20 protein-coding genes are annotated in these 26,621 nt (G+C 67.1%); 12 read left to right on the top strand and 8 right to left on the bottom strand.

Going from position 1 to position 26,621, the window contains the following annotated elements; genetic code table 11:
* Nucleotides 1–80 precede the first annotated feature (80 nt).
* The 3 genes from DVT68_RS07050 to DVT68_RS07060 are packed head-to-tail and all read left to right on the top strand — an operon-like array spanning nucleotide 81 to nucleotide 1,821.
* Complete coding sequence (locus tag DVT68_RS07050; RefSeq protein WP_114824265.1) at nucleotides 81–353, top strand: hypothetical protein; 273 nt, start codon at nucleotides 81–83, stop codon at nucleotides 351–353.
* A complete protein-coding gene (locus DVT68_RS07055; RefSeq protein WP_114824266.1) occupies nucleotides 350–856 on the top strand; it encodes a M48 metallopeptidase family protein in 507 nt (168 codons plus the stop codon). Before DVT68_RS07050 ends, DVT68_RS07055 begins: the two co-directional genes overlap by 4 nt.
* Nucleotides 857–912: 56 nt before the next feature.
* A complete protein-coding gene (locus tag DVT68_RS07060; RefSeq protein WP_114824267.1) occupies nucleotides 913–1,821 on the top strand; it encodes an ion channel in 909 nt (302 codons plus the stop codon).
* 33 nt (nucleotides 1,822–1,854) lie between these two features.
* Here DVT68_RS07060 and DVT68_RS07065 read toward each other — a convergent pair whose 3' ends face one another.
* Nucleotides 1,855–2,820, bottom strand: a complete 966-nt coding sequence (locus DVT68_RS07065) for a quinone oxidoreductase family protein (protein WP_114824268.1) — start codon at nucleotides 2,818–2,820, stop codon at nucleotides 1,855–1,857.
* A gap of 198 nt (nucleotides 2,821–3,018) precedes the next feature.
* Between DVT68_RS07065 and DVT68_RS07070 the strand changes: the two genes are divergently transcribed.
* Entirely contained in the window at nucleotides 3,019–3,954 is a 936-nt protein-coding gene (locus DVT68_RS07070) for a sulfotransferase family protein (protein ID WP_114824269.1), read from the top strand.
* Between the two features lie 13 nt (nucleotides 3,955–3,967).
* Here DVT68_RS07070 and DVT68_RS07075 read toward each other — a convergent pair whose 3' ends face one another.
* Nucleotides 3,968–5,290: an aspartyl/asparaginyl beta-hydroxylase domain-containing protein gene (locus DVT68_RS07075; protein ID WP_114824270.1), complete on the bottom strand. Its 1,323-nt coding sequence runs from the start codon at nucleotides 5,288–5,290 to the stop codon at nucleotides 3,968–3,970.
* 164 nt (nucleotides 5,291–5,454) lie between these two features.
* Between DVT68_RS07075 and DVT68_RS07080 the strand changes: the two genes are divergently transcribed.
* Together DVT68_RS07080 and DVT68_RS07085 are read left to right on the top strand one after the other, a co-directional pair.
* A complete protein-coding gene (locus DVT68_RS07080; RefSeq protein WP_199535971.1) occupies nucleotides 5,455–7,035 on the top strand; it encodes a tetratricopeptide repeat-containing sulfotransferase family protein in 1,581 nt (526 codons plus the stop codon).
* Nucleotides 7,032–8,609, top strand: a complete 1,578-nt coding sequence (locus DVT68_RS07085) for a tetratricopeptide repeat-containing sulfotransferase family protein (RefSeq protein WP_114824271.1) — start codon at nucleotides 7,032–7,034, stop codon at nucleotides 8,607–8,609. The genes DVT68_RS07080 and DVT68_RS07085 overlap by 4 nt, the downstream gene beginning before the upstream one ends.
* Before the next feature lie 17 nt (nucleotides 8,610–8,626).
* Here the strand turns inward: DVT68_RS07085 and DVT68_RS07090 are convergent, their stop codons facing one another.
* From DVT68_RS07090 to DVT68_RS07100, 3 genes are all read right to left on the bottom strand, one after another.
* Nucleotides 8,627–10,456, bottom strand: a complete 1,830-nt coding sequence (locus tag DVT68_RS07090; protein WP_114824441.1) for a tetratricopeptide repeat-containing sulfotransferase family protein — start codon at nucleotides 10,454–10,456, stop codon at nucleotides 8,627–8,629.
* A 70-nt stretch (nucleotides 10,457–10,526) separates the two neighbouring features.
* Nucleotides 10,527–13,493 (bottom strand): TonB-dependent receptor plug domain-containing protein, encoded by a 2,967-nt coding sequence (locus DVT68_RS07095; protein ID WP_114824272.1) that lies wholly within the window; start codon nucleotides 13,491–13,493, stop codon nucleotides 10,527–10,529.
* Nucleotides 13,494–13,842: 349 nt separating this feature from the next.
* Nucleotides 13,843–14,634, bottom strand: coding sequence for an AMP nucleosidase (locus DVT68_RS07100; protein WP_114824273.1), 792 nt, complete (start codon nucleotides 14,632–14,634; stop codon nucleotides 13,843–13,845).
* Between the two features lie 748 nt (nucleotides 14,635–15,382).
* Between DVT68_RS07100 and DVT68_RS07105 the strand changes: the two genes are divergently transcribed.
* Together DVT68_RS07105 and DVT68_RS07110 are read left to right on the top strand one after the other, a co-directional pair.
* A complete protein-coding gene (locus tag DVT68_RS07105; protein WP_199535972.1) occupies nucleotides 15,383–16,327 on the top strand; it encodes a DegV family protein in 945 nt (314 codons plus the stop codon).
* Between the two features lie 44 nt (nucleotides 16,328–16,371).
* Nucleotides 16,372–17,004 (top strand): DUF4124 domain-containing protein, encoded by a 633-nt coding sequence (locus DVT68_RS07110; protein WP_114824275.1) that lies wholly within the window; start codon nucleotides 16,372–16,374, stop codon nucleotides 17,002–17,004.
* A gap of 246 nt (nucleotides 17,005–17,250) precedes the next feature.
* Here DVT68_RS07110 and DVT68_RS07115 read toward each other — a convergent pair whose 3' ends face one another.
* Nucleotides 17,251–18,033, bottom strand: coding sequence for an SDR family oxidoreductase (locus DVT68_RS07115; RefSeq protein WP_114824276.1), 783 nt, complete (start codon nucleotides 18,031–18,033; stop codon nucleotides 17,251–17,253).
* A 94-nt stretch (nucleotides 18,034–18,127) separates the two neighbouring features.
* Between DVT68_RS07115 and DVT68_RS07120 the strand changes: the two genes are divergently transcribed.
* Nucleotides 18,128–18,346, top strand: a complete 219-nt coding sequence (locus DVT68_RS07120) for a hypothetical protein (protein ID WP_114824277.1) — start codon at nucleotides 18,128–18,130, stop codon at nucleotides 18,344–18,346.
* Between the two features lie 135 nt (nucleotides 18,347–18,481).
* Nucleotides 18,482–19,309: an ABC transporter ATP-binding protein gene (locus tag DVT68_RS07125; protein WP_114824278.1), complete on the top strand. Its 828-nt coding sequence runs from the start codon at nucleotides 18,482–18,484 to the stop codon at nucleotides 19,307–19,309.
* Between the two features lie 81 nt (nucleotides 19,310–19,390).
* On the opposite strand, the gene sppA is transcribed toward DVT68_RS07125, so the two are convergent.
* Together sppA and DVT68_RS07135 are read right to left on the bottom strand one after the other, a co-directional pair.
* Nucleotides 19,391–21,256 carry a signal peptide peptidase SppA gene (sppA, locus tag DVT68_RS07130; RefSeq protein ID WP_114824279.1) on the bottom strand — a complete coding sequence of 622 codons (1,866 nt, stop codon included), beginning with the start codon at nucleotides 21,254–21,256 and terminating at the stop codon, nucleotides 19,391–19,393.
* A 65-nt stretch (nucleotides 21,257–21,321) separates the two neighbouring features.
* On the bottom strand, nucleotides 21,322–22,689 hold the full coding sequence (locus DVT68_RS07135) for an MATE family efflux transporter (RefSeq protein ID WP_114824280.1): 1,368 nt from the start codon (nucleotides 22,687–22,689) through the stop codon (nucleotides 21,322–21,324).
* A 152-nt stretch (nucleotides 22,690–22,841) separates the two neighbouring features.
* Between DVT68_RS07135 and DVT68_RS07140 the strand changes: the two genes are divergently transcribed.
* Together DVT68_RS07140 and DVT68_RS07145 are read left to right on the top strand one after the other, a co-directional pair.
* Complete coding sequence (locus tag DVT68_RS07140; protein WP_114824281.1) at nucleotides 22,842–23,963, top strand: DUF3667 domain-containing protein; 1,122 nt, start codon at nucleotides 22,842–22,844, stop codon at nucleotides 23,961–23,963.
* A 471-nt stretch (nucleotides 23,964–24,434) separates the two neighbouring features.
* A complete protein-coding gene (locus tag DVT68_RS07145) occupies nucleotides 24,435–26,603 on the top strand; it encodes a primosomal protein N' (protein WP_114824282.1) in 2,169 nt (722 codons plus the stop codon).
* Nucleotides 26,604–26,621 lie beyond the last annotated feature (18 nt).

Raw genomic sequence — 26,621 nt, forward strand, 5'->3', positions numbered from 1 at the left:
CGCGCATGGTCGCACAGGCGAACGGTAGGGTCGCCACCGGCGCCGGTTAGAATAGGCGCCCCAGCCTGCGGAACGCCGCCATGACCGAACGCCTCTTCGACGACTACATCGCCCGCTCGACCGCGGTCGCCGAGGGTTCGCGCTTTGCCGCCTGCATCGTGGTCACACCGCGCGCCCGCCACGGCTTTCCGGTGTATTACGCCGTATGCGAGAACCGCAGCTTCCGCCAGCAGGAGCTGGCCGAGCAGGCGGCAGCCGATGCGCTGGCGGCGATCCTCACGCTGGAGGGCGACGGCACGCCTGTGTTCCCCGAGGACTACACCGGTTTCGACGACGCTCCACCGACCGCATGAACCCGCTGAAGTACCTCGGCGGCTATCCCCCGGCCGTGCTGGACAAAGCGCGCCAGCTGATCGACCGCGATGAGCTTGGCGACTACCTGGCCAGGCGCCATCCCGGGCGCCATGCGATCCAGAACGACAAGGCGCTATACGCCTACGTCAACGCGCTGCGCCAGGAGCACCTGCGCCATGCGCCGGGCATCGATCGCGTGTGGTACGACAGCAAGCTCGACGTCATCGGCCGCGCGCTCGGCCTGCATACGGCCATCTCGCACGTGCACGGCGGGCGACTGAAGGCGCGCAAGGAGATCCGCATCGCCGCGCTGTTTCGCGACACCGCGCCGGAGTTCCTCGAGATGATCGTGGTGCACGAACTGGCGCACCTGAAGGAAGCCGAGCACAACAAGCAGTTCTACCAGCTGTGCGAATACATGCAGCCGGATTACCACCAGCAGGAATTCGACCTGCGCCTGCACCTGACCTGGCGCGACGTGCTGGCCTCGCGCGCCGCTTGAGCGCGCGCGCGGCGCGATAGAATGCGCAGGCAACCCTCCACGGAATGCCCTGCGCCATGCCCCGAGCGTTTCAGCAGCTGTTCCAGCGCCCTGCCCGCACGATCTTCATCGGCGACCGCCAGTTCGTCAGCCATGGGCTGATGCGCCGCTTCTGGGACGACATCTATCACGTCGCCCTGACCATTCGCTGGCCCACCTTTTTCGGCCTGGCCGCAGCCGTATTTCTGGCGACCAACACCGTGTTCGGCGCGCTGTACGAGTTGGGCGACCACGCGATCGCCAACCAGTATCCAGCCGGATTCAGCGGCGCGTTCTTCTTCAGCGTGGAGACGCTGGCCACGGTGGGTTACGGCGACATGCACCCGCAGACGTTCTACGGCCACATGGTAGCCACGCTGGAGATCTTCCTCGGCATGCTGAGCATCGCCTTGATCACGGGCCTGGTGTTTGCGCGTTTTTCGCGACCGCGCGCAAAGATCATCTTCGCCGAGCATCCGGTGATCCGCCGCATCCACGGCCAGCAAACCCTGATGATCCGCGCCGCCAATGCACGGCAAAACGTGATCGCCGCCGCCTCGGCGCAGCTGCACGTGCTGCTGCGCGAAGTGTCGCCGGAAGGTTTCCGCATGCGGCGCATCTACGACCTCAAGCTGATACGGGACCAACATCCGGTGTTCAACCTCAGCTGGAGCCTGATGCACGTGATCGACGAGCACAGCCCACTGCATGGTCTGACTGACGAGTCGCTGCGGGAGAACGAGGCCATGCTGCTGCTCTCGATCGAAGGCATCGACGAGACCACCTCGCAGGCGATGCTGGCGCGGCACCAGTGGAACTGGCGCGAGTGGCGCTGGAACCACCGCTACCTCGACCTGGTCCACGACGACGAACACGGCGTGAGCCACATCGACTACGGCGTGTTCCACGACGTGATGCCGCTGGAGGGGGAAGAAGACCCGCGCTAGCGGCGCAACGCCGCCCTGCCCGCTTGGGGAGCGCTAGGACAGCGTGAGCAACACCTTGCCTATCGCGGTACGACTTTCAAGGAAGGCATGCGCCAGGGCGCCGTCGCGCAGCGCGAAGCGTGCGGCGATGCGTGGGGCCAGCGCGCCCCGGCGGATCTGTTCGAACAGCGCGCTGGCGCGCTCGCGACGGGCCTCCGGGCCGGTCAGTACGTTCCACAGGTCACCGCCGGTAAGGGTCAGCGAGCGATCCATCAGCAGGCGCGGATCCACCGGGTCCGGATCGCCGGCGGCCATGCCGTAGAACACCACCGTGCCGCCGATACGCGCCGCGGCAAGGCTGTCCGGCAGGGTGCGGCCCACCGAGTCGTAGACCACATCGGCGCCATGGCCGCCACTCAGCGCGCGCGCGGCATCTACCCATTCGCCGTAACCCACCGCCACGTCGGCGCCGGCCGCGATCACGGCGTCACGCCGGGCCTCGCTGGAGGCGACGCCCAGCACCACGGCGCCTAGCGTCTTTAGCATCTGCACCAGCAGCAGCCCGACCCCGCCGGCGGCGGCATGCACCACCGCCACATCGTCCGGCCGCACGGCGAAGCTGTCTGTGACTAGGTATTGCGCGGTGAGCCCCTGCAGCAGCACCGCCGCGGCGACGTCGTCGCTGATGTCGTCCGGCAGCGCGATCAGGCGGTCGCGGTCCACCGCGACCAGCTCGGCGTTGGCATGCGGCATGTCGGCGAAGCCCACGCGGGCGCCGGCGGGAAACAGCGCGTCACCGGCCACCGGCCGCTCCACCACGCCGGCGCCCTCGTAACCCAGCACCCAGGGCGCGGCGCCGGCCAGGTGATAGTTGCCGTTGCGGCGGTACACGTCAGCAAAGTTCAGCCCCACCCGGCGCATCCGCACCAGCACCTGGCCCGGGCCGGGCGCGGGGTCGGGATGCTCGTTCCAGCGCAGCACGTCGGCCGGGCCGAAATGGTCGAAGGTCAGCGCGTGCATGGTGGATGTCCTGGCCGAGAAGGCGGCCCAGCATGCCAGTTTTGCCCGGCGCCGGGCGCCGCGTGGCGGCAGCCGAGAACGGCTAGGCGCCCGAACCTTGCGCGAAGCTGTAGTATTACGTCAACCTTACGTACCATCACGCGTTCTTCACGTTGACCGGCCGGGATGCCCGCGGCCCCTAGTTCATGGAGAGACGCCATGCGGCGCACCTTTGTCGTGGGATGTCCACGTTCCGGCACCACCATTGTCCAGGCCCTGCTGGCGCGGCATCCGGCGATTTTCACCCTGCCGGAAACGGGGTTCTTCGAGGAGCTCCATGGCGACCTGGAGTGGCGCTGGCGCGACTCCCGAGCCAAGTCGCAACAGCGCCACTGGCGCAACCGGGTGGGGTTTGCCCGCCGCCGCGTGCGAAAAATCTTTGCCGGGCTGCGCGAGCAGTTGGTGGCGGGATCGCGCCGGCCATTGGGCGTCCCACTGCTTCGCCTGCGTCTCGCGCGGCAGTTCGTGGCGATGCTGGACCGTTCAGCGCAGGAAGCCGGCCGCGACATGTGGCTGGAGAAGACGCCCAACCATTTGTTGTACATCGACGAGATCGAGGCGCAGCTGCCCGATGCACGCTTTGTCCACGTGGTGCGCCGCGGCCAGGACGTGCTCGCCTCACTGACCGACGCGTACCTGCGCTTCGAGAATGACTCCGTATTCGGCGGCGGCACCGTGCATTGGGCACGGCGCTGGAACCGGGCAGTGGAAATCCACGGCAAGCACATCGGCCGCCCCCAGCACCACTTCGTGTTTCTCGAAGACCTGGTGCAGGACCCGGAGGCCGAGTGGGTTCGCCTGTGCGCCTTCCTTGATCTGCCTACCGAGGTCCCGGTCGACGACGCCTGCCAGCAGACCATCGCCGACCTGAATCACGAGCCGTGGAAGGTGGCCGCGGTGAACGGCCAGGTGCGCAAGGCCGACCAGAAGGTGGATCGTCTGTACGGCCCGCAGATGCTGCGCTGGATGCAGTCCAACCTGGCCTCCTACGACGATCTGCGTGGACGCTGGCGCGACAGCCAGGGCCGCGGCAGCGCGGCCGCGGCGCCCCGGCTGCGCCTCGCCTATACCTCCAGGGCGGCCAGGGCAAGCTGACCGTGGCCGGTGCTCAGCCGGCCGGCACCGGCACTTCGCTGGCGCGGTTGAACACACCGATGGCCTCGACCAGATCGGTCACGGCCACGCGTTCGACCTCGGTCAGGTCGGGATTCCAGCTGTCCATCAGCACGATCACGCGGGTCGCGTCGCTGCGGTTCCATGCCTCGTGCTCGAAGGTGTCGTCGAACGTGACGCAGCGCCCCTCCTTCCACTCGTGCAGCTCGCCGCCCACGTTGATCGCGCAGTCGGGCGGCACGATCAGCGGCAGGTGGGTGACCAGGCGCGTGTTGGTGACGCCGCGATGCGGCAGGATGTGGGTGCCGGGACGCAGCACGGAGAACAGGATCTCCGGACCGTGATCGGCGATCCGCACCAGCGGCAGCGAGTCGATCAGGGCCGAGGTGCGCGGGCAGCGCGCATGGTGCTCGTCGAAGCGCTCGCCATGGCGGTAGAAGAAATACGCATCCCAGGCCGCCGCCGTGCTTCCCGAGGCGCCCAGGTAACCTTCCAGCTGCTCGGTCGACTGCTCGCCAAGGAAGGGCTGCAGCGTATCGTTCTCGGCCAGCACCGCGCGCAGCTCCTCGCGCACCATGTCGGTCGCGGCCTCCAGCTCCGCCTGCCAGGGGAAACGCGACGTCGGGTAATACGCCTGGCTGGGAACGCCCGGGAAATACAGGAATTTGGGCTTCTGGCGCGGATCGGGCAGGTTCGCCGGCTGGGCGCCCAGGTAGATGGCCAGGCATTGCTCGACGCGGGCCAGCTCCGAGCGGCCGTAGCGCTGGCGCAGCGGCTCCAGCACGGCGTCAAAGGTGCGATGGCGGCCGGCGTCGATGAAACGCATGGCGTGCTTCACCGCCTCCTGCAGGCCGGCTGCCGTGGTGGCGTCGCTCATCCAGCGCCCCTGGGACTGCGCGGTGTTGACCGCGCCGAAGTAGGCCAGCAGCGCCCCGTGCGTGTCGCCCAGTTGCTCCAGCACATTGCCCAGCCGAAGGCGCGCCACGAAATGATCCGGCGCGCGGTCCAGGCAACGCCTCAGGCTGGCCGCGGCGCCCGGCAGGTCGCCGGCGGCCATCTGGGTCGCGCCCAGCTGGTGCAGGGTGTTGGCGTTGTCCGGGTGGGCCTTGGCCGCCGCTTGCAGCATCGCCATGGCGCGCGACGCGTCGCCGCGCTGGAAATGCCGGCTGGCCAGGAACTGCAGCGCCTCCACGTCGTCGGGCGCCACCTCCAGCAGCTGCGCGAAGTACTGCTCGGCCAGCACTACATTGCCCTGCCGCAACCCGTTGAGCGCCAACTCGCGTAGCGCCATGGCGCCATCTTGAAGCCCGCTGTTCATTGCCTTTTCTACGACCCCGCCCCGTTGCATCCCCGATTGAGACCATCGCCGGTTCCCCGGCGAGGCTGCAGGCATAATAGACGTGTTTTGAGTGGCCGAGCGCGCACGCGCCGCTACCGCGGGACAATGCGCCGCAGCCACGCCATCCGGAGTCGATCACCTTGATGAACCCGCGTTTGCAGGGGTTGGGACCCAACGCCACCCAGTACGTCATGAACGCCGGACAGGCGCTGGACGCCGGTCGGGTGGATGAGGCGGATCACCATCTCGCCAAGGCGCTGGCCGCCTATCCCGAGCACCCCGAAGTACTGCGCATGAAGGCCGGCATCCTCAGCATGCGCGGCCTGCACCCCGAAGCCATCCGCACCATGCAGCGCGCGCTGGCGCAGCGGCCGCAGGATGCGCTGTACCACAACACCATGGGCTCGCTGCTCGGCACGGCCGGCGACTACGAAGGCGCCATCCGGGCCCTGCGCCAGACCTGCGAGCTGCAGCCCGGGCTGGCGCTGGCCTGGTACAACCTCGGCGTGATGCTGACCAAATGCGTGCGCAACGAGGAGGCCACCGATGCGCTGCAACGCGCCGTGGCGCTGGCGCCGACGCACACCGGCGCGCGCGCGCTGCTGGCCGATCTGCTGCGTACGCGCGGCAAGGTCGAGGAAGCGGCCGCCGAATACCGTCGCCTGCTCGCCGCACAGCCCACCGCCGGCATCGCCTGGTGGGGCCTGGCGGACATCAAGACCCAGCGCTTCGACGACAACGACATCGCGCAGATGCGCGCCGCTCTCCAGCGCCGCGAAGCCAGCGAGAACGACCGGATCGGCATCGGCTTCGCCCTGGCCAAGGCGCTGGACGACGCCGGACGCTACGCCGAATCGCTGGACTCCCTGGCACAGGCCAATGCAGTCGCGCGGCGCCACCTGGTGTGGAATGCCCCGGCCTTCTCGGCCAGCGTCGCGGCCATCTCCGATGCCTTCGAGCCGGCGCCCCATGGCGCGCCGGAGCAGGCACTGGGACGCGAGGTGATTTTCATCGTCAGCCTGCCGCGCTCGGGCTCCACCCTGGTCGAGCAGATCCTTGCCTCGCACTCGTCGGTGGAAGGCGCCGGTGAGTTGCCGGACATGCCGCAAGTGCTGGCCGAGGAGTCTCGCCGCCGGGGCAAGCCATTTCCGCAGTGGGTCAGCGAGATGCAGCCGGCCGACTGGCGGCGGCTGGGCCAGCGCTATCTGGAACGCACCGCGCACTGGCGTCGCGAGCGCCCGGTGTTCACCGACAAGCTGCCGAACAACTGGATCTACATCGGGGCCATCCGCGCCATGCTGCCGGCGGCGCGCATCGTGGTCTGCCGGCGCGATCCGCTGGAGACCTGCTTCTCCTGCTACCGGCAGCAGCTGGACGCCAACAACGGTTACACGCGCACCTTCGCGGACCTGGCCACGTTCTGGCGGGACTTCGATCGCAGCGTGTCCCGCAGTGCGGCCCTGCACCCGGGCTTCGTGCGGGAAAACAGCTATGAGGCGCTGGTCACCGACCCGCAGGAGCAGATCCGCGAACTGCTGGCGTTCTGCCAGCTGCCGTTCGAGGAAGCCTGCCTGAACTTCCACGAGAACCAGCGCGAGGTGCGCTCGCCCAGCGCCACCCAGGTGCGCCAGCCGCTGCGCCGCGACACCGCACGCTCGCAGCGCTACGGCGCCCTGCTTGATCCGCTGCGCCAGGCGCTCGGCCTGCCCGCTTACGCGCCATGACGCCCACTGGGTCGGACTCCGCCCGCTGGCAAGGTGAACTGGACGCGCTGGCCGAGGCGCCTGAGGCCGATTGGCTGGAGCGAGGCCGCGCGCTGACGCTGCAAGGCGCCGCGGAATCGGCGCTGGCGGTGTACTCGCAGGCGGCGCTCCGTTTTCCCGATTCGCTGGACGTGCGGCTGGGACTGGCCGGCCTGCTTTGGCAGCGCGCCGCGCATGCCGAGGCGGAAGCCGTGCTGCGCGACTGGCTGACGATGCGCCCGGGCGACGCGGCGGCCGCATTTTTGCTCACGCGGTTCCTGCGTGAACGCGGACGCCTGCAGGCCGCGGCCGAAGTGATGCGGCAGCTGTTCGCGCACGGCCCGCACGATACCGACACGGTCATCGATGCGGTCGAGTTGCTGGATGACTATGGGCGGCCGCAAGACGCCGCCGCCATCTGCGAGGAAGCCATCGCCGCTGGCGCTGAAGATGCGCGCCTCTACGCCTATGCCGGCATGCTGGCCATCCAGCTCGGGCAGTTCGCGCGGGTGCGCGAACGCTACGGCTACGCGCTGGCGCACCACCCTGATGCGGTGAACTGGAACATCCCGCTGGGACTCGCGGGGCTGCAGCGCTATGCCGACGAGGCGCATCCGGACCTGGCGCTGTTTCGCGAGGTGCTGCAGCGCCCCGGACTTCCCGAGCGCACTCGCTTCTCCACGTTGTTCGCCCTCGGCAAGGCGTACGACGACCTCGGCGACTACGCCCGCGCAGTCGATGTGTTGCGCCAGGCCAACGCCTCGGTCCACGCACACAGCCAGTGGTCCCGCAAACTGTGGAAGCGCAGTGTCGAGGCTCGGCTCGCCGCGCCAACCAACGCGGTCACACTGGAAGCTCCCACCGACTGGACGCCCATCTTCGTGGTCGGCGCGCCACGCTCCGGCACCACCCTGCTCGCTCGCCTGCTCGCCCGCCACTCCGAGGTGTGCAACCGCGGCGAACTGGGCTGGCTCGACGTCGTGGCCCAGCGACTCGGGTCGACGCCGTCGGGACAGCGGCAAGCGCTGCAGGATGCCGCTGCGCGGTATGCCATGCACCTGCGGCAGGACGATGCCCAGGCACGCTGGTTGATCGACAAGCAACCGCTCAACCTGCTGCACGTCGACCTGATCATGGCGATGTGGCCCAACGCTCGCGTGCTGTGGTGCACGCGGGGCGCACGCGACACCGCGCTGTCGCTGTGGTCGCAGTCCTTCCACGACGCCGCGCACGACTACGCCTACGACTTCGACGACATCGCGGCGGTGATCCACGGTTGCGCGCGACTGGGCGCGCACTGGCTGGCCCGCTACCCCGAAGCAGTTCGCTCGGTGAGTTACGAAGCGCTGGTCGAGGCGCCCGAGCAGACCCTGGGCGACCTGCTGCCATGGCTGGGCCTGCCGGCTTCAGCAATGGCGAACGCGCAGCCGCACGAAGGCAGCATCAGCACCGCAAGCGCGTGGCAGGCGCGCCAGCCGGTATACACGCGCTCAGCAGGCCGCTGGCGCCACTATGCGCCCTACCTGCCGGAACTGCTCAAGCTGCCGGAACATTGAGGTGGCGTTGCGCCGGCTCAGGCCGGCGCGTCGGTGCTGTAGCCCCAGTGCTGGAGCATGGGTTCGAGTATCGGAAGCAACGGTTCGAACGCCTCGCGATATTTGTGCCAGCGCCCCACCGCCCTGCGATTGATCGGCTCGATCACCTGCGAGTAACTCGGCGTCGCGATGAACGTCTTGCTGCGCGCGTGCTGGTCGAAGCCGAGCATGGGCGCTGCATCGTCCAGTTCGAGGAACGCGGCGATACGCTCCACCTGTTGCGGGAATTCGTCGACCAGATCCTCGTAGCGGGACACCATCACCGACGGATGCATGACGTCCGCCTCGCCCAGCCAGCGCTGCATGGTTTCCACATAGGCGTGGGCGAGCCGCTCGAGGTTGCTGCAGGCCGCCGCCAGCGCACTGGAACGGAAGCTGTGCATGTAGCAGCTCAACAGCACGTCACACGGATGGCGTATGGCGAGGATGTAGCGCGCCTTCGGAAACAGCCGATGCATCATCGGCAGCCAGTGCATGTTCAACGGATTCTTGTCGACCAGGCGTGCATCCCAGTTTCGACGAATGCGCTCATCCACCATCGCGTGGTAGCGCTTGCGCAATTCATCCACGTCGAACTGACGCAGCACGCTCAGGTCATCGAGAATGCGGCGGTTATGATTGCCGAGGATGCCGGCGAGCCGGTTGAAGAACGGATTTTCGTCCATCGATTGCAGGCCCGGATGCGCGTCCAGCACCTGCTCCAGCAAGGTGGTGCCCGAGCGTGGGAAGCCCACGACGAAGATCGGCGAATCGTGCAATTCCGGCGCGATCAGCTCGGGCCATCGCGCGAACTGCTCAGCGTTGACGCGCGGCGCGTCCACCGGCATCGCCGGCGCTCCCGGCGTGAAGAATTCGGGAGAGTCGAAACGGCGTTCGCCTGCCTCGATGCGATGCGCCACGTGCAGGGCGTCCATCGTCCCGGCGGTGTCGCCAAGCTTGTCGCGCGCCGACGCCAACAGGAAATAGTGGCTGTAGCTGTTCTCCGCCTCGGGCCCGGCACGCTCCAGCAGATCGTGCGCCGTGGCGGCGTCTCCGCTGCGCAGCGCCAGCGTTGCGAGGACATGCTGGGCCTCGTTTCTCTGGATGTCCGTCGCGCCCGAGCCGTCTTGCAGCAATGGCGAAAGCACGGCATCCGCATCGGCCAGGCGATTGAGCCGTTCGTAGTGGTTGGCCAGCAGCAGACGCACATCGAACTGACGCGGCCAGCGGGCCAGCAGATCCTCCAGCACCTCGACGGCGTCAGGCACTTCGTCTTTGAGGGTCAGCACCTGCGCCAGGGACAGTTGCAGGTTGTCGTCGTTGAGAGGGACCCACTGGCGCCACCGGCGAAGGAGGTCCGCCGCGCCTTCCACGTCCTGGCACAGGCAACAGGCGCGGGCGGCATCGACGCGGGCAGCCAGTGAATTCGGTTGCGCCTTGACGACGTCGAGCAGCAACTCGCGCGCCGCCAGATAGTCGCGCATGTCGATCAAGAGCAGCCCGAGCTGGCTTTTGGGCGTGATGTTGGCCGGGTCCAACTCGATCGCTCGGGCAAATGCCCTGGCCGACTCCGCCTGGTTGCCCGACTCCGCCAGGGCGGTCGCGTAGTTGTTCCAATGCACGCTGCTGTCGGAACCTCGCGCCAGTTCCGCATAGACGGGCAAGGCTTCGCCCAGGCGCTGCTGCATATGCAGACTGAGGGCAAGCATCAGCTTCAGGTCTGCATGGTCGGGGTGGTTGATCAGCGCAGCGCGGCTCAGCTGTTCGGCACGCCCCGGTTGACCGCTCTGGATGGCTGCCGCAATCGGCGCGAGTTCGTTCGAGGCCATGGCTTCACGCATAAAAAAGGGCCGCGTGATGAATCACGCGGCCCTCAAGGTTAACGCTTAAATCAACGATTTAGAACTTGACCGTCACGCGAGCCCAGAAGTAGCGGCCCATCAGGTCGAAGTCGCTCGGATCGGTGTTGGCATTCAGCGTGTTGTTCGCGTACAGCATGGGCGGCTGCCTGTCGAACAGGTTGTTGATGCCGAAGTCCAGACGCGTATTGATCGGGGTGATGTTGTAACCGATCGACACGTCGTTGTAGATCGTCGACGGGTACTTGAGGATCGTGCCGGAGATACCGTTCGGGAAGCTGTCCTGCGGCGAACCGGCCGGACCACCGTTCTGGAAGGTACCGATGTAGCGCATGCGCCACTCGGCACTCCAGTTCTCAAGCTGCCAGTTCACGAAGCCCTGGGCGCGCCAGCGCGGGAACAAGCAGACGCCGACGTTGTCCGGGCAGGCGGCCGAAGCGGCGGAGCCGTACGGCAGGAAGTGACCGGCGTTGTGGTACGTGACGCTGCCTTCCACGCCCGGTGCGGTGACCTGGTCGTAGTACTTCAGGTAGGTCGCGTTGACGCCAACGTTGAACTGGCCGAAGGAGAACTGCGGCAGCTTGTAGTTGGCGGACCAGTCGATACCGGAGGTGTTCAGGCTGCCCAGGTTGCCGGTCGGCTCAACCGAAACGTTCAGCTGACCCGCGTTCGGACCACCCGCCTGGCGGTTGATGTACTGGCAGTACACCGTCGAACCGGCGGCGCAGAGGTTAAGCAGGCTCTGCAGACCCACCGTGGTGATCGTGTCGTTGAGGTTCACGCGCCAGAAGTCGACGGTCGTCGACAGGCCGGCCACATAGGACGGGCTGTACACGAAGCCGAAGTCATAGGACTTGCCGTGCTCCGGCTTGACCGGGAAGTTGGCGACGCGCGAACCCTGCACGACGGCGTTGGCCTGGGTCTGCGACACAACGTACTGGTTCTGGAAGGTACCGGTGGGCGGCACGTTCTGGCAGGCCAGAGCCAGCGGCGAACCCGCCGGAGCGCCGGCGAAGTTCGTGCACGGGTCGGTGTGGATCAGCGGAGCGTCCGAACCCGAGAAATACAGCTCGCTCAGGCTGGGAGCGCGGAACACGTCTTCCATCGTGCCACGCAGCAACAGGTCGTCGATCGGCTTCCACTCGATCGCGAACTTGAAGTTGTTCGTGCTGCCGAAGGTCTGGATGCGCGAGTAACGGTCGCCGATGGTCACGTTCAGCGACTGGGCGCCCGTCACGCCGGACAGGATCGGGAAGAACGCTTCCGCGAACAGGTCCTTGGTGTTGTAACCACCCTGCACCGCGCTCAGGCACTGGCTGCCCAGGATACAGCTACCGGTCGTCGGATCGATGACCAACTGCGGAGCCGGAACGGTGCGCTGGTACTCCGTGCGGTACTCGAAGCCACCAGCCAGCTGCACGGCGCCTGCCGGCAGGTTGAACACTTCACCGCTCAGACCGGCGTGCCAGGTCTTCTCGATCAGGTAGCTGTTGGACGGCGCCGTCACGCTGGCGGCCCTGACGGCAGCAGCGCTGGCGGCGGTGGCATTGGGCTGGAACGGATTGAACTGGCAGGCCACCGGATCGACGCCGGCCGGGCAGGTCGCCGTGCCGTCGGCGTTGAGGGTGGACGGACCGGTGTACAGCTTGGTCTGGTCGACCAGGCCTTCCGTGGTGGTCACGATGCTCTCGTGACCGTAGTTCATGCCGACGTCCCAGTTCCAGTTCTTGTCCCAAACGGTGAAGTCACCCTTGAAACCGGTATTGATCTGGGCGTCGGTGCGGCCGCTGAACGCTTGGCGGTTGCCGGCCGAGGTCAGGCGCTGCGAGAAGGCAAGGCCATTGGCCGTACCGTAGCCGGCGCCTTGGCCGAACACGTTGAACGCATTGGCCGGATCCACCGAGGCGCCGGTCGAGGTCGAACCGTACACGGCCGGGGCCAGCTGGAAGTTGGCCGAGGTCTTCTGGTAGACCGCTTCGACATAGGCGGTGACGTGATCGCCGAGGTGGTAGTCACCGTTGATGAAGCCGCCGGTGCGCTCCTGCGGGGTCATGATCAGGTTGACCGCCGCGTAGTTGTACTTGTCCTTGCCGCTGTAGCAGTGATAGTTCGCCGGGCTCAGCACCGTCGGGTTGCCACCGGCGCTCAGCGAAACATGGTCGCAGCCGAAGGTCGCCGCCGGCGTACCCGCGATGATGTTGCCGCTCTGGTCAACGCCCGGGATCTGGATGCGGCCGACCGGGGTCGAAGACGAGCCACCGATGCTGACCGTCGAGCCGGACAGGCTCAGCGCGTTCTTGGAGAATGCGCGGTTGGCCGACTCGACGCCGTCCTGCTTGTTGTAGTTCAGGCCAGCCATGATGCAGCCCTTGTCGGACGTCTGGCCGAACGTGAACGTATAGCCGCTCTGCTCACCGTCATTGTGGTCGGACTGGCCGACGTTGGCGGTGAAGGTGGCGCCCTGGTAGTTCTTGCGGGTGATGAAGTTCACCACGCCGCCGATGGCGTCAGAACCGTAGGTCGCCGAAGCGCCGGTCGGCAGCACTTCGATGCGCTCGATGGCATCGGCCGGGATGGCGTTCGGGTCCTTGCTGAGCAGGCGCTGGCCGTCGATCAGGATCAGCGTGCGCTTGGAGCCCAGACCGCGCAGGTTGATGGACGAACCACCGGTACCGCCACCGTTGTTGGTCTGCGGGTTGACGTTACCGCCGGTCATCGCCGGCAGCTGCTGCACCAGGTCGCCGAGCGTCTGCTTGCCGGTGGCCTGAATGGCGGCGCGGTCAATGGTCACGACCGGGCTGGCCGTTTCCACGTCCACGCGGCGAATCAGCGAGCCGGTGACGGTGACCGTTTCGAGCGTCTTGCTCTTGGCCTGATCCGGCGGCGGCGTGGTGCTGGACTGCGCGTCCTGCGCGAAAGCTGTGGTGCCGTAGGCGCTAGCGGCGAGCATGCCCAGCGACAGAGCCAGGCGCACCGACGTGCACAGTTTGTTTTCCCCGAACTTCATGAGAACACCCTCCCGTTATTTATTTATGACTGGGTTTGAAAGAGATCCCCGCCTCAAACCCGCGCCCGAGTCACCCAAAGCAAATAGGGGTAGACCTTAAGGTCTACAGCGCTGCGCATTTATCACGCTTTACTTACAGATAGTCAATAAAATCTATACAGCAAGAAAATACCATCACCTGACAGTAATCGTATTTTCTTGCGATACCCATCGGGTATTCCAAGCCCCTCCCTGCGACCCCGTCCTTCATCTCGACAGGCTGAACATCGTTTAAGGCCGGTGAAGCCAGAGTGAAAGCGGCCCGGCCTGAAGCACCCCACGAGGGCCAGGCCGCTGATTTGGCGACGGATCAGTCCAGCGCCGCGTCGTCCTCGAAACGCAGGTGTTTTACGCTGCGTCCATTGCGACGGACGAGCTTCAGAGCCTCGATCCCGATGCGTATATGGCGTTCAACAAATTGCGTCGTCACCGTCCGGTCGCTTAATTCCGTCTTAACGCCCTCCGGAATCATCGGCTGGTCGGAGACCAGCAGCAGGGCGCCACAGGGGATCTTGTTGGCGAACCCCGCCGCGAAGATGGTGGCCGTCTCCATGTCCACGGCCATGCAGCGGGTGCGCCGCAGGTAGTCCTTGAACTGCTCGTCGTGCTCCCACACGCGCCGGTTGGTGGTGTACACCGTGCCGGTCCAGTAGTCGTAGCCGAGGTCGCGGATCATGGTGGAGACGCCGCGCTGCAGCTGGAACGCCGGCAACGCCGGCACCTCGGGCAGCAGGTAGTCGTTGGAGGTGCCCTCGCCGCGGATGGCGGCGATCGGCAGCACCAGGTCGCCGATCGCGTTCTTCTTCTTGAGCCCACCGCACTTGCCGAGGAACAGCGCGGCCTTCGGGCGGATCGCGCTGAGCAGGTCCATCACCGTGGCGGCATTGGGGCTGCCCATGCCGAAGTTGATCAGGGTGATGCCGTCGGCGGTGGCATTGGGCATGGGCCGGTCGCGGCCCTGCACTTCCACGCCATGCCATTGGGCGAACAGATCCACGTAGTGGCCGAAATTGGTCAGCAGGATGTGCTGCCCGAACTGCTCCAGCGGCGTGCCGGTATAGCGCGGCAGCCAGTTGGAGACGATCTCGTGTTTTTCCTTCATAAGACCCCATGAGGTCGGCGCAGCGTGTCGTTCACTGCGCGTTACCGGCGACGCCACGCCGGCAAGATGCCAAAGGTAGTGCGCGCATCTTAGCGGGTCGCCACGGCCGGTCGGCCAACAAGGGGGTCCGTTGCGTGGAGCTTCCCTGCCGTTCCGTGACGGTGGCCGCTCCGGCGAACCGACCGCATGCCTGCATCCAACTGCATGCCCGAGCGGCAGGCCTTCGCTGTACTCGCCTTTGCCGGGGGACGCTGCCACCAAGTCGTGGCCCTGCGGTCAGGCGTCGGAGCGATGCCGGGCGCGCACATATATATATGTCGCGTACGCATGCATATATATGGACTGCTATTCGCGAAGGGCGCGGTTGCATTTGTAACCAGATGGTCGTCGCGATAACCCGTCGGGCTCGCGGCATCCCGCTTCTCCCGCTTGACGCATGGCATGAGCGAGCGCCACGGCGATGAGGCGCGCCACCGCCGGCTCATGTCGTGCAGTGCGCCATGGAGCGGCCGCACCCGCACGCATCGACGGTCTCGTTACCCACGTGCAGGACGAGACGCCCGAGCCCGCCATCCGGATGCTCGACACGACGATTCAAGTCGACGTCTCCCTCGTCGATAAGCATCGATGGATGCCACGTGCATGTTGCAGTGCATGACGATCGTGCAGCGATCGCGCCGGAGGCAGGGGTCGGCAGCCATCGAGACGCATGTTATGTTGGCTGCGCCATTCTTGGGGGGGAAACACGATGCGGATGGGTCTGGCCATCGATGCGGCTTGCGACGTCTCGCAGGCATTCCTGCAGAAGCACAACATCGCCGTGATGCCGATCAGCATCCGCGTCGATGACGAGGTCTTCATGGATGACCGCAGCCAGGTGGAACTGCACCGCTTCCTCGACCGCGACATGGGCAGCCGCAGCCACTCGGCCGAGACCGTCCCGTGCTCGATCGAGGACGTCCAGCACCTGTTCCTGGACAAGCTGGTGCTGGAGCAGGACTGCGTGTTCTGCCTCACCATCACCGCCACCCGCAGCGCCATCAACGACCACGTGATCAAGGCCAGCTTCGCGGTGCTGAAGAACTACCGCGCGGCGCGCGACAAGCACGGCGTCGCCGGCCCATTCCTGATGCGCGTGATCGACACACGCAGCCTGTTCGCCGGCTCGGCCCCCGCCATCGTCGAAGCCATGCGCCTGATCGAGGCCGGAGAAACGCCTGCGGCGATCCGCGAACGCCTCACCTACGTCGCCAACAATTCGTACGGCTACATGCTGCCGCGCGACCTCTACTACCTGCGCGCGCGCGCGCGCAAGCGGGGCGATCGCAGCGTGGGCCTGGTCAGCGCCATGCTCGGCTCGGCGCTGGACATCAAGCCGCTGCTACGCGGCTATCGCGGCGAGACCAGCCCGGTGGGCAAGGTCCGCGGCTTCGAGCACGGCGCCGAGACCCTGTTCGCCTACGCCGCCCAACGCGTGCACGCAGGCCTGCTGGTGCCGGTGGTGTGCGTGAGCTATGGCGGCGACGTGTCCGAACTGGCCAAGCTGCCGGGCTACACGGCGCTGCGCACGGCTTGCGAGGAGTGCGGCGTGGAGCTGATGGAAGCGCCCATGAGCATCACCGGCATGGTCAACGTCGGCGTGGGCGCCGTGTCGCTGGGCTTCGCCGCCGAGGAACACGTCGCCGAATTCTGAGTCAGGCCAACACGGCGGTTGGGGCCGCCACAGGAGGTGTCCGCATGATCCGACCTTGCGCCCTGCTCCTGCTGGTCATCGCCAGCGCACCCGCCTCGGCCGCCATCACCTACCAATGCACGGGCGCCGATGGCCGGGTGTCCTACCAGGACAAGCCATGCGCATCCGGCCAGCGCCAGCAGACGCTGCAGCTCGACGAATCGCAGCCCACCATCGCGCCACCGCCGGCGCCGCCGCCCGTCCGCGCCGTCGCGGAGCCTGCGCCACCACCGCCACCCGCGGAACCGGAGACGCCACTGCCGGTGATGTACACCTGCATCAGCGCCACCGACGGCAAGCACTATCTCAGCGAAAACGGCAATCCTGATCCCTACCAGGTGCCTTACGGCATCCTCGGCGCCTCGCAATTGCCGCTATCGAGCGTGTATGGACCGCCCAACAGCGCCGGCGCCTCGGCGCCCGAGCTCAACCGCGGTCGCATCAGGCCAGGCCTGATCGCCAACAACTACGTCTGGGTGCAGGACCAATGCCACGCGCTCACCTACGCGGAAACCTGCCACGCCCTGCGCAACGCCTACGACGCGAACGAAACCAAGCTCAAGCGCGCGTTCAAGAGTGACCGACCACCGCTGGAGGAGCGGGAAGCCCAGTTGCTCGCCCAGCTGCGCAATTGCTGAAGCGCTGAGCACTCTTTGCGCAATGGGATGCAAGTGCCTGCCAGGCAAGCGCTTCGCGCGGTTGTCCACAGGCTTGCCACCAGCCTTTCCCCATCGCCTGTGGAAAAACCACGACGCGCTGCTGCGAATTTGCCCAGGATGATGAAACGCATGCGCCAGCAGGCACTTGGCGCATCTATCCACAGGCTTGCCCCAGCTCGGTCCACATCCGCTGTGGAAAACCTGATGCGCGGCGAGTGGTGGTAACTAAAACCCGTAGTTGAGGAAGCCGCCGTCCACCGCCAGCACCTGGCCGGTGACATAGCTCGCCGCCGGCAGGCACAGGAAGGCGATCGCGGCGGCCACTTCCTCGGGCTCGCCGATGCGCCGCAGCGGCGTGCGGTCCAGCACCTCGTCGAGGTATTCGTCGTTGGCGAGCGCTGGATCCGTGCGCTGGGTGCGGATGTACCACGGCGCCACCGCGTTCACGCGAATGCCATCGGCGGCCCACTCGGCAGCCAGGTTGCGGGTGAGCTGATGCAGGGCGGCCTTGGTCATGCCATACGGAGAGCCGGTGCGCACGTGGGTCACGCCGGACACCGAGCCCACGTTCACGATGGCCGCATGCGCGTGCTGCACGAGCTGCGGATGCGCCAGGCGGCACATCTCGAAAGCCGAGAACAGGTTCTGCTCGAAGATCGCCCGGTACTCGTCCTCGCGGTAGGCCAGCGTGGCGGCAGGATGGTTGCCGCCGGCGTTGTTGACCAGCAGCGAAACCGGCGCGGCGAGGTCGGCGATCCAGTCGAACACCGCAAGCCGCTCTTCCTGCTCGCTGAGGTCCGCGCCGAAGGCGAGCACTTCGATGCCCGGGAAGTCGTCGAGCAACTCCACGCGAACCTGTTCGAGGTAATCCGCATCGCGCGCCACCAGCAACAGGTTCGCGCCCAGCCCCGCCAGTTCGCGGGCAGTGGCGTAGCCAATGCCCTTGCTGGCTCCGGTGATCAGAGCGGTGTGGCCTTGCAGCTGCCAGGCGTCGATGCGTGCATTCATGCCGCGAGCTTAGAGCCTGTCCGTGTCCTGCGCCACGCTTGCCCGCCGCTGCCCCGCACGGGACACTGGCGCCATTCCCGGGGGAGGCTCATCCATGAAAAGGCTTGCCGTGTTGTGGTGCGCGTGTGCGCTGGTCGCCTGTTCCGGCAAGCCGCCGGCGCCCGAGTCCCACCCTGCCGCCGCCAGCACCGCGCGCGTGGCCACGCCGTGGGATGACATGAAGAAGGACGAGCAACGCGCCCGCGACGTGCAGAAGACCGTCGACCAGCAGGCGGAGAAGCAGCGCCAGCAGATCGAGGCGCAGGAGCAATAAGCTTCGCAGCGCATCTATAGAGGAGCACTCTCTGCGCGATCATGGGGCGCAAACGCTGACCGCTACGTCTGTCACGCGCGGCGTGCGCTCCTGCAGGGTCTTGGCAAGGGTGCAGCGACGGGGCATGGTGGGTGGATGAACGCCCATCCTTCCGACCTCCTTCACGACACCTCCCTGATCGACATAGACGACGCCAGCGTGATGCGCGGTGATCGCCTGGTGCTCGAGCGCTTCAGCCTGCGCATCGGCGCGGGCGAACACACGGCCATCCTCGGCGCCAACGGCGCCGGCAAGTCCACGCTGGTGCGTCTGGTCACGCGTGAGCTCTATCCGCTTGCGCGTGGCGACGGGCGCGCCGCCATGCGGGTGTTTGGGCGCGATCGCTGGCAGGTTTCGGAGCTGCGCGGCCTGCTTGGCATCGTGTCGCCCTCGCTGCAGCAGGACTGCACCGGCGACGCCACGCTGGAAGTGACCGAGGCGGTGCTGTCGAACTTCTTCGCCGCCCAGCGGCTCGGGCTCGATCATCGCGTCACCGCCGCCATGCGCGAGCGTGCGAACGAGGCGCTGGTGCAGGCTGGCGCCTCACACCTGGTCGGCCGCCACATGGCCAGTCTTTCCACTGGCGAGGCGCGCCGCGTGCTGATTGCGCGGGCGCTGGTGCATCGCCCCCGCGCCCTGCTGCTGGACGAACCCTGCGCAGGACTGGACCTGGCCAGCCGACGCCAGTTCCTGGAAAGCCTGCGCGAACTGGCGCGGCACGGGACCACCTTGTTGCTGGTGACGCACCACATCGAAGAGATCCTGCCGGAGATCAGGCACGTCGTCCTGTTGCGCGACGGCCGGCTGCTCCGCCATGGCGACAAGGACGAGGTCCTGACCGACGCCGCGCTTTCGGACACCTTCGGCATGCCCGTGAAGGTGCGGCGCACGGGCGACTACTACAGCGCCCACATCGAAGGGTAAGACGAGCACTGCAAGCAGCGAGAGCAGCCTTCCGGCCGCTCTCGCTACTCACTCTTCTTCACTCGCTCCCGCTTCTGGTGCTCAACGCGGCGAGCAGAAACAGTACGCGTAGACGTTCGTCCGTCCGGACTGCGCGCTGCGCAGCAACTTGAGTTCCGGGGCCAGCGTGTCGATGTGCGCGACCCAAGACGGCAGGCGCACGCCATAGACCTGCGCCGCTTGCACCATCGCGTTCTCGTTGAGGCCGATCAGGAACTGCTCCAGGCCACCGAGCGGCTCCTCGACATAACGCACCGGATACGCCTTGCCGAGCTTGGCGCGGCTGGCCGCCTCGCTGATGGCGTCGCCCAGGCCGCCCAATTGGTCGACCAGCCCGCGATCCAGCGCCTGCTGGCCGGTCCACACGCGCCCCTGCGCCACGGTGTCGACGGCGTCGTAGGCCTTGCCGCGGGCCTTGGCCACCTGGCCCACGAAATCGCGATAGCCCTTGTCGATGGTCGCCTGGATGACTTGACCCACCTTGGGATCCAGCGGACGGGTAATGTCGAACGCGCCGGCCAGCGGCGCGGTGCCCACGCCGTCGCTCCGCACACCCAGCTTGTCGAGCGTGCCCGGCACGGTGAGCACCATGCCGAAGATGCCGATGGAACCGGTGATGGTGTTCGGCTCGGCGAAGATGCGATCGGCATTCATCGAGATCCAGTAACCGCCACTGGCGGCCACGTTGCCCATCGACACCACCACCGGAATGCCGGCCGCACGGGTCAGCGCCACTTCGCGCCGGATCTGCTCGGCCGCATAGACCTCGCCGCCCGGCGAGTTCACGCGCAACACCAGCGCCTTGGTGCGCTTGTCCTCGCGCGCGGCGCGCACCAGCGCGGCGGTCGATTCGCCACCCACCTCGCCCTGCGGCTGCTTGCCGCCGGAGATCTCGCCTTCGGCCACCACCACCGACACGCCGGGCGCGATGCCGGCGCTGTCGTCGGGAACGACCTCGCCATAGTTCTGCAGCGACACCTGGCGGAAGCTCTCGCCCTTCTTGCCGGCGGGCACGCCTTCCTTGCGCATCATCGCTTCCAGCTCGGCCGGCGTGGCCAGGCCATCGACCAGGTGCTGGTCGAGTGAAAGCTGGCCGAGGTCGCCGCGCGAGCTGGCGATCTGGGCCGGCAGGCTGTCGATGTCGGTGCGCAGGGTGGCGGCGTCGAGCTTGCGCAGCTTGGCCACTTCATTGATGTAGGTGTCCCACAGCCCGCCCATCCAGAAGCTGTCCGCTTCCTTGGCTTCCGGCGAGGCGTGGTTGAGGATGTAAGGCTCGGCCGCGCTCTTGAACTGGCCCACGCGGAACAGGTGCACGTCCACGCCGAGCTTGTCGAGCAGGTCCTTGTAGAACAGCCGGTAGTTGGCCAGGCCGGTGATCATTACCCCGCCCTGCGGATCGACCAGGATGCGGTCGGCATGCGCGGCGAGGTAGTACTGCCCCTGGTCCAGGCTCGCGCCCCACACGATGACCGGCTTGCCGGCGGCGCGGAAGCGGTCGAGCGCCGCGCCCACTTCGCGCAGCGCGGCGAAGCCGCCGCCCTCGAGGTCATCGGGCAGCAGCAGGATGCGCGAGATGCGGTTGTCCTTGGCGGCGGTGTCGATGGCCGCCACCAGATCGCGCAGTTGCACCTGGCGCGGTGCATTGCCGGATAGGCGCGCCAGGGCGCGCTGCAGCGGATCGATGCTGTACTGCTCGACCAGCTCGCCCTTGGGCCTGATCACCAGCACGGTGTCGTTCTGGATATAGCGCGCGCCGCGGGCCCCGAGGTAACCGCCGAGCACGAGCAGCGCAAGGATGAAGAAGAAGAAGAAGAAGACCAGGTTGAGGATGATCAGCCTGACCACGTTGATGCCACGCCCGAGGGCGCGGAGAAAAGCCCAGAAACCGTTGGGGCGACGTTCCGTCATGCGAGGTTCCTCAGGAGGCCTGCAACAGCGTAGCGTTTCGCGCTGCGAAGGTCATGTGGTACTCGTCAGGCCGGCCTTCGCCATTTCTCACGAAACGCATTGCGCCAGAAGCGGGTGAACAAGAGCACCGCCGCCATGCTGAGGCCAGCGATCAGCCCCATCCACATGCCGCGCGCGCCCAGGCCCTGGCGGAACCCCAGCCACCAGCCCACCGGCATGCCCACGCCCCAGTAGGCGAACAAGGTGATCACCATCGGCACGCGGGTGTCCTTGAGGCCGCGCAAGGCGCCATTGGAACTGACCTGGATGCCATCGGAGAACTGGAAGAAACCTGCCAGCAGCATCAGCTGCGCGGCCAGCGCGATCACCGCCGCGTCGTGGGTATACAGCCGCGCCAGCAGATGCGGGATGCCCAGCATCACCGAGGAGGACACGGTCTGCGCGCACAGCGCCAGCGCGATGCCGCAGAAGCCGGCGTAGCGAACGCCGCGCGCGTCCCCGCGGCCCACTGCATTACCCACGCGCACGGTGATGGCCATCGACAGGCCCAGCGGAATCATGAAGGCCACCGTGGCCACGCTCAGCGCCACCTGGTGGCTGGCCACCACCGTCTCGCCCAGGGTTGCGATAACCAGCGCCACCGCCACGAACAGGCCGCCTTCGGCGAGCAGGGTCACCGCCATGGGACCACCAATCTTGAGCAGATCCAGCAGCATCTTCGGCTTCGGCCAGGCGATGCCCTCGCGCAGGCCCAGGTCGCGGTAAGCCGGATGCAGCGCCACATACAGCGCAAAGCCCGCCATCTCCAGCCACAGCACGGTCGCCGTGGCGATGCCGCTGCCCAGCGAGCCGAGCGCCGGCAGGCCGAACTTGCCGTACATCAGGATGTAGCCGAGCGGCGCGAGGATCAGCAGTCCGCCGAAGCTGAAATACATCGAGGGGCGCGTCATCGACAGGCCCTCGGAGAGGCCGCGCAGCGCGAAATAGCTGGTCAGCGCCGGCCCTGCCCAACTGATCGCGTGCAGGAAGTGCATGACATCGGTGCGCAAGGTCGGCACCACGCCGATCCAGTCGAGCATCGGTGTGGCGTTGCGCACCAGGAACCACATGACGATGCCCATGCCCCAGGCCAGCCACAGCGCCTGCACGAACACGGCGCCCACTTCGTGGCGGCGGCCGGCGCCATCGAGCTGCGCTACTGACGGTGGCACCGCCATCATCATGCCGAGACCGCTGACCAGGGCCAGCGCCCAGATGCTGACGGCCGTGGTGACGGCCGCCTGCACATGCGCGCTGAGGTGACCGGCCAGTACGGCGTCCACGAAGTTCGGACCCACCGCGGCAAGCTGCGCGGCAATGAGAGGCAGGGCAAGGCGCACCGTGGCGCCGACCTCGTGCGCCACCCTGGCGCGATCGGGGCGTAAAGACAACATAGGGGAGACTCCTGGAGGCGACAGTCTACAGGAGTCATGCCGGGGGCCTTCCGGCGGGCCTGGGTCACAACCAGGCGATCCGGGCGGGCCGGCAGCTGCCGCTGTCACCGGCTTATGCCAAGATCCCGGGCTGATCCGCTCGGGGGAGACACATGAAGAAGGAACTGGTGTCGTTCGAGGGCGTGCACTGCGCCAATTGCAGTGCGCCCATGCAGGGTGAGTTCTGCCATGAGTGCGGACAGTCCATCCATACCGTGCTGCGCCCCATGCATCACATGGTGGAGGACACACTGGACATGGTGTTTCACGTGGACGGCCGCGTATTCCACACGCTGCCGCCGCTGTTCCTGCGTCCGGGCTTCCTCACGATGGAATATTTCGCCGGGCGTCGGCAGCGCTACGTGGCGCCGTTCCGCCTGATGTTCGTGCTGTCCCTGCTGGCGTTCTTCGTGTGCCACCTGGCGGTGGACAACCTGGACATCATGAAGGTCCAGACGGAGGCCAGCGCCGGTACCGGCAATTTCGCCAAGGACCTCACGCCCAGCGACGTGCGAGCGCGTTTCGAGCAGGAGCGCAAGGATATGTTGCAGCAGTCGGGGCAATCCACGACGACTGGCAACAAGGTATTCAACAAGCTGGTCGAGATCGAACGCGATCACGCCAACCATCGCCTGTCCGAGCTGGGCGCCCGACCAATCCCCGCCGAGTCCAACCCGGACATCGGCTTCGAATCGAAACCAGTAAATATTAGCTGGCTGCCCGACGCACTCAATCACAGCCTCACTCGCTCTGCCGCCCGTGCAGCGGCCAATGTGATGGCCATGAAGAACGGCGGCGAACAAGGCGCCGAGGCGAGGGAGCGCATGGTTGCCTCGACGTTCCACGTGCTGCCGCAGACCATGTTCGTACTGATGCCGCTGTTCGCCCTGCTGCTGAAGTTCACCTATATCTTCAAGCGCCGGCTGTACATGGAACACCTCATCGTGGCCCTGCACAGCCATGCATTCCTGTTCCTGACGCTGCTGCTCGGCATGCTGCTGTACCTGCTGCACGGCTGGGTAGCCACCCACGCTGCCTGGTCGGGTGGACTGTTCCGGGTCATGGGATGGGCGCTGGAAATCTGGTCGCTGCTCTACCTGCTGCTCATGCAGAAACGCGTGTATCGCCAGGGCTGGTTCATGACCCTCGTGAAGTACGGTTTCCTGGGCTGGGTCTATTTCACGATGGTCAGCGTTGCGGTCGTTTGCGCCGCCGCGCTGGGTATGACGAACTGAAGCGCCAGCCCAGCCACTTTTGTGACACAAATCACACACAAACCGCGCAACGGCGCGGGTTTGCGACGGCTTTTCGACACGCCCGGCCGGGGTTTTACACAGCGTCATGTACCTGTCAAGGCAGGTCTCCCGCCTATGGCAATTGTATGAACGCCAGCCGATTGGCCCGTGTAAGTCACTGAATTTTCGCTGTCTTTTTTCATGGTTAAAAGTTGTACAGGACGTCATGAAGGGCGATTTCATGCGCCTGAAAGGCCTCCTTCAACGCACGATCCACAGACTTATCCACAGGTGCTGTGGATAAACGCAAAAGCGCCCTAGGGAGAGCCACTTAGGTCCGCTTCCTAGATGACACGGCAGCAACCCCCGGCAAGCCCCGGCGGCCCCACCATTCGCCACCGCATTGCCGCCGCTCCCCGTACCGCCGCGCTGGATAACAGGACGGTTACACTGAGCCGCCACGAGGTATCCATGCCCGCTGTCCTTCGCGTCGCCCTGCCTGTCCCCTTGCCGACCCTGTTCGACTACCTGCCCCCCGCGGCGGGCCAGGCCGAAGTGGGCAGTCGCGTGCTGGCGCCGTTCGGCAAAGGCAAGGCGGTAGGCGTGGTGGTCGAGGTTGGCGCCGAAGCCGCGGTGGGCAGCACCCGGCTCAAGCGGGTGCTGCGCGTACTGGACGACGCCCCGCTGCTCGATGCCGAACTGATGGCCACGCTCGCGCGCGCCGCCGACTACTGGCTGGGCGCCCCGGGCGAGGCCTACGCCAACGCGCTGCCGCTGGCCCTGCGCGAGGATCGCCCCCTGCCCGAGCTGCGGGAAGAAGCGTGGGCGCTCACCGCCGCGGGGCGCAGTGCGCTCGACGCCGGCAGTCGCCGGGGCGGCAGCCGGGCCCTGCTGGAAGCGCTGGCGCGCGGACCACAGAGCGCCGACCTGCTGCACGAGATGCTGCCCGGCTGGCGCGATGCGGCGCGGCGACTCGATGCGGCGGGCCTGATCGAACGCGCGGAAACAACAGGCGCCCTGCCCGCCCCCACGACCGCCGCCCCCGCCCTCACAGACGAACAACGGCAGGCCGTGCAGTCCGTCGGCGAGGCGCTGGGCCGGTTCCAGCCATTCCTGCTGGATGGCGTCACCGGCAGCGGCAAGACCGAGGTCTATCTCGCGCTGATCGAGCAGGTCATCGCTCAGGGCAAGCAGGCCCTGCTGCTGGTGCCCGAGATCGGCCTGGCCCCGCAGACCGTGCGCCGCCTGCGCGAGCGCCTCGGCGTCGCCGTGCAGGTGCTGCACTCCAACCTGGCCGAGGGTGACCGCGCGCGCGCCTGGCTGCGCGCCCGCTCGGGCGAGGCAAAGGTGATTCTCGGAACGCGCTCGGCGGTGTTCACGCCGCTGCCGCAGGCCGGGCTGATCGTGGTCGATGAGGAGCACGACGGCGCCTACAAGCAGCAGGAGGGCTTCCGTTACCACGCCCGCGACCTCGCTCTGTTACGCGCCCGTGCGCTCAACGTGCCGGTGGTGCTCGGCTCGGCCACGCCCTCGCTGGAGTCGCTGGCCAATGTGCAAGCCGGCCGCTACCGCGCCCTGCACCTGCGCGCGCGCCCGGGCGCGATCCGCCCGCCTCAGGTGCAGATCGTGGACATGCGCGCGCAGCGGCTGGAGCACGGCCTGTCGCCCGCCCTGCTCGCCGCCGTGGGCGACACCGTGGCGCGCGGCGAACAGGCGCTGGTGTTCCGCAACCGCCGCGGCTACGCGCCGGTGCTGCTGTGCCACGGCTGCGGCTGGCATGCCGAATGCCCACGCTGCGAACACCCGATGACCCTGCACGCGGGCCGTCGCCAGCTGATCTGCCATCACTGTGACCACAGCGCACGCGTGCCGGTCGCCTGCCCTGCCTGCGGCGCGCCGGACCTCAAGCCCCAGGGACAGGGCACCGAGCGCCTTGAAGAAGCGCTGGCCGCGCACTTCCCCGATGCGCCGGTGTTGCGCATCGACCGCGAAACCACGCGCCGTCGCGACGCCTTCGAGCAACTGCTGGAAGGCCTGCACCAGGATCGTCCGGCCATCCTCGTCGGCACGCAGATGCTGGCCAAGGGCCACGACCTGCCCAATCTCACCCTGGTCGCGATCGTCGGCGTGGACGAAGGCCTGCACAGCGTGGATTTCCGCGCCAGCGAGCGCCTGTCTCAACTGGTGGTGCAGGTGGCCGGCCGCGCCGGCCGCGCCGCCAAGCCGGGACGCGTGCTGCTGCAGACCCACCATCCCGACCACCCATTGCTGCGCCAGTTGCTGGCGCAGGGTTATGCCGCCGCCGCGGCCACGCTGCTCGAGGAGCGCCGCAGCGTGCAGCTGCCGCCCTACGGCCATCAGGTGCTGCTGCGCGCCGACGCCCTGCAGCGTGAACCCGTGGACGCCTTCCTCGCCGAGGCCGCCGCGGCGCTGGCCGGCGCGCCCCTGCAGCTGGCCGGTCCGATGCCCGCGCCGATGCCGCTGCGCGCTGGCCGCCATCGCGGCCAGCTGCTGGTCGAGGCAGACAGCCGCAGCGCGCTGCACGCCGCCCTGCGGCCCTGGTACCGGATGCTGTCGAGCCTGCCTTCGGCGCGGCGGGTGCGCTGGTCGGTGGATGTCGATCCGGTCGATCTCTACTGAATCCGGGGCGGCACGCCA

Source organism: Dyella solisilvae (assembly GCF_003351225.1).
GTDB lineage: Bacteria > Pseudomonadota > Gammaproteobacteria > Xanthomonadales > Rhodanobacteraceae > Dyella > Dyella solisilvae.

Bases quoted from the DNA above. Each gene is read 5' to 3' on its own strand.
- DVT68_RS07095 (WP_114824272.1), bottom strand. From the start codon at position 13,493: ATGAAGTTCGGGGAAAACAAACTGTGCACGTCGGTGCGCCTGGCTCTG.
- DVT68_RS07110 (WP_114824275.1), top strand. From the start codon at position 16,372: ATGATCCGACCTTGCGCCCTGCTCCTGCTGGTCATCGCCAGCGCACCC.
- DVT68_RS07080 (WP_199535971.1), top strand. From the start codon at position 5,455: ATGAACCCGCGTTTGCAGGGGTTGGGACCCAACGCCACCCAGTACGTC.
- DVT68_RS07070 (WP_114824269.1), top strand. From the start codon at position 3,019: ATGCGGCGCACCTTTGTCGTGGGATGTCCACGTTCCGGCACCACCATT.
- DVT68_RS07105 (WP_199535972.1), top strand. From the start codon at position 15,383: ATGCGGATGGGTCTGGCCATCGATGCGGCTTGCGACGTCTCGCAGGCA.
- DVT68_RS07065 (WP_114824268.1), bottom strand. From the start codon at position 2,820: ATGCACGCGCTGACCTTCGACCATTTCGGCCCGGCCGACGTGCTGCGC.
- DVT68_RS07115 (WP_114824276.1), bottom strand. From the start codon at position 18,033: ATGAATGCACGCATCGACGCCTGGCAGCTGCAAGGCCACACCGCTCTG.
- DVT68_RS07050 (WP_114824265.1), top strand. From the start codon at position 81: ATGACCGAACGCCTCTTCGACGACTACATCGCCCGCTCGACCGCGGTC.
- DVT68_RS07060 (WP_114824267.1), top strand. From the start codon at position 913: ATGCCCCGAGCGTTTCAGCAGCTGTTCCAGCGCCCTGCCCGCACGATC.
- DVT68_RS07145 (WP_114824282.1), top strand. From the start codon at position 24,435: ATGCCCGCTGTCCTTCGCGTCGCCCTGCCTGTCCCCTTGCCGACCCTG.
- sppA (WP_114824279.1), bottom strand. From the start codon at position 21,256: ATGACGGAACGTCGCCCCAACGGTTTCTGGGCTTTTCTCCGCGCCCTC.
- DVT68_RS07085 (WP_114824271.1), top strand. From the start codon at position 7,032: ATGACGCCCACTGGGTCGGACTCCGCCCGCTGGCAAGGTGAACTGGAC.
- DVT68_RS07120 (WP_114824277.1), top strand. From the start codon at position 18,128: ATGAAAAGGCTTGCCGTGTTGTGGTGCGCGTGTGCGCTGGTCGCCTGT.
- DVT68_RS07055 (WP_114824266.1), top strand. From the start codon at position 350: ATGAACCCGCTGAAGTACCTCGGCGGCTATCCCCCGGCCGTGCTGGAC.
- DVT68_RS07075 (WP_114824270.1), bottom strand. From the start codon at position 5,290: ATGAACAGCGGGCTTCAAGATGGCGCCATGGCGCTACGCGAGTTGGCG.
- DVT68_RS07135 (WP_114824280.1), bottom strand. From the start codon at position 22,689: ATGTTGTCTTTACGCCCCGATCGCGCCAGGGTGGCGCACGAGGTCGGC.
- DVT68_RS07140 (WP_114824281.1), top strand. From the start codon at position 22,842: ATGAAGAAGGAACTGGTGTCGTTCGAGGGCGTGCACTGCGCCAATTGC.
- DVT68_RS07125 (WP_114824278.1), top strand. From the start codon at position 18,482: ATGAACGCCCATCCTTCCGACCTCCTTCACGACACCTCCCTGATCGAC.
- DVT68_RS07100 (WP_114824273.1), bottom strand. From the start codon at position 14,634: ATGAAGGAAAAACACGAGATCGTCTCCAACTGGCTGCCGCGCTATACC.
- DVT68_RS07090 (WP_114824441.1), bottom strand. From the start codon at position 10,456: ATGGCCTCGAACGAACTCGCGCCGATTGCGGCAGCCATCCAGAGCGGT.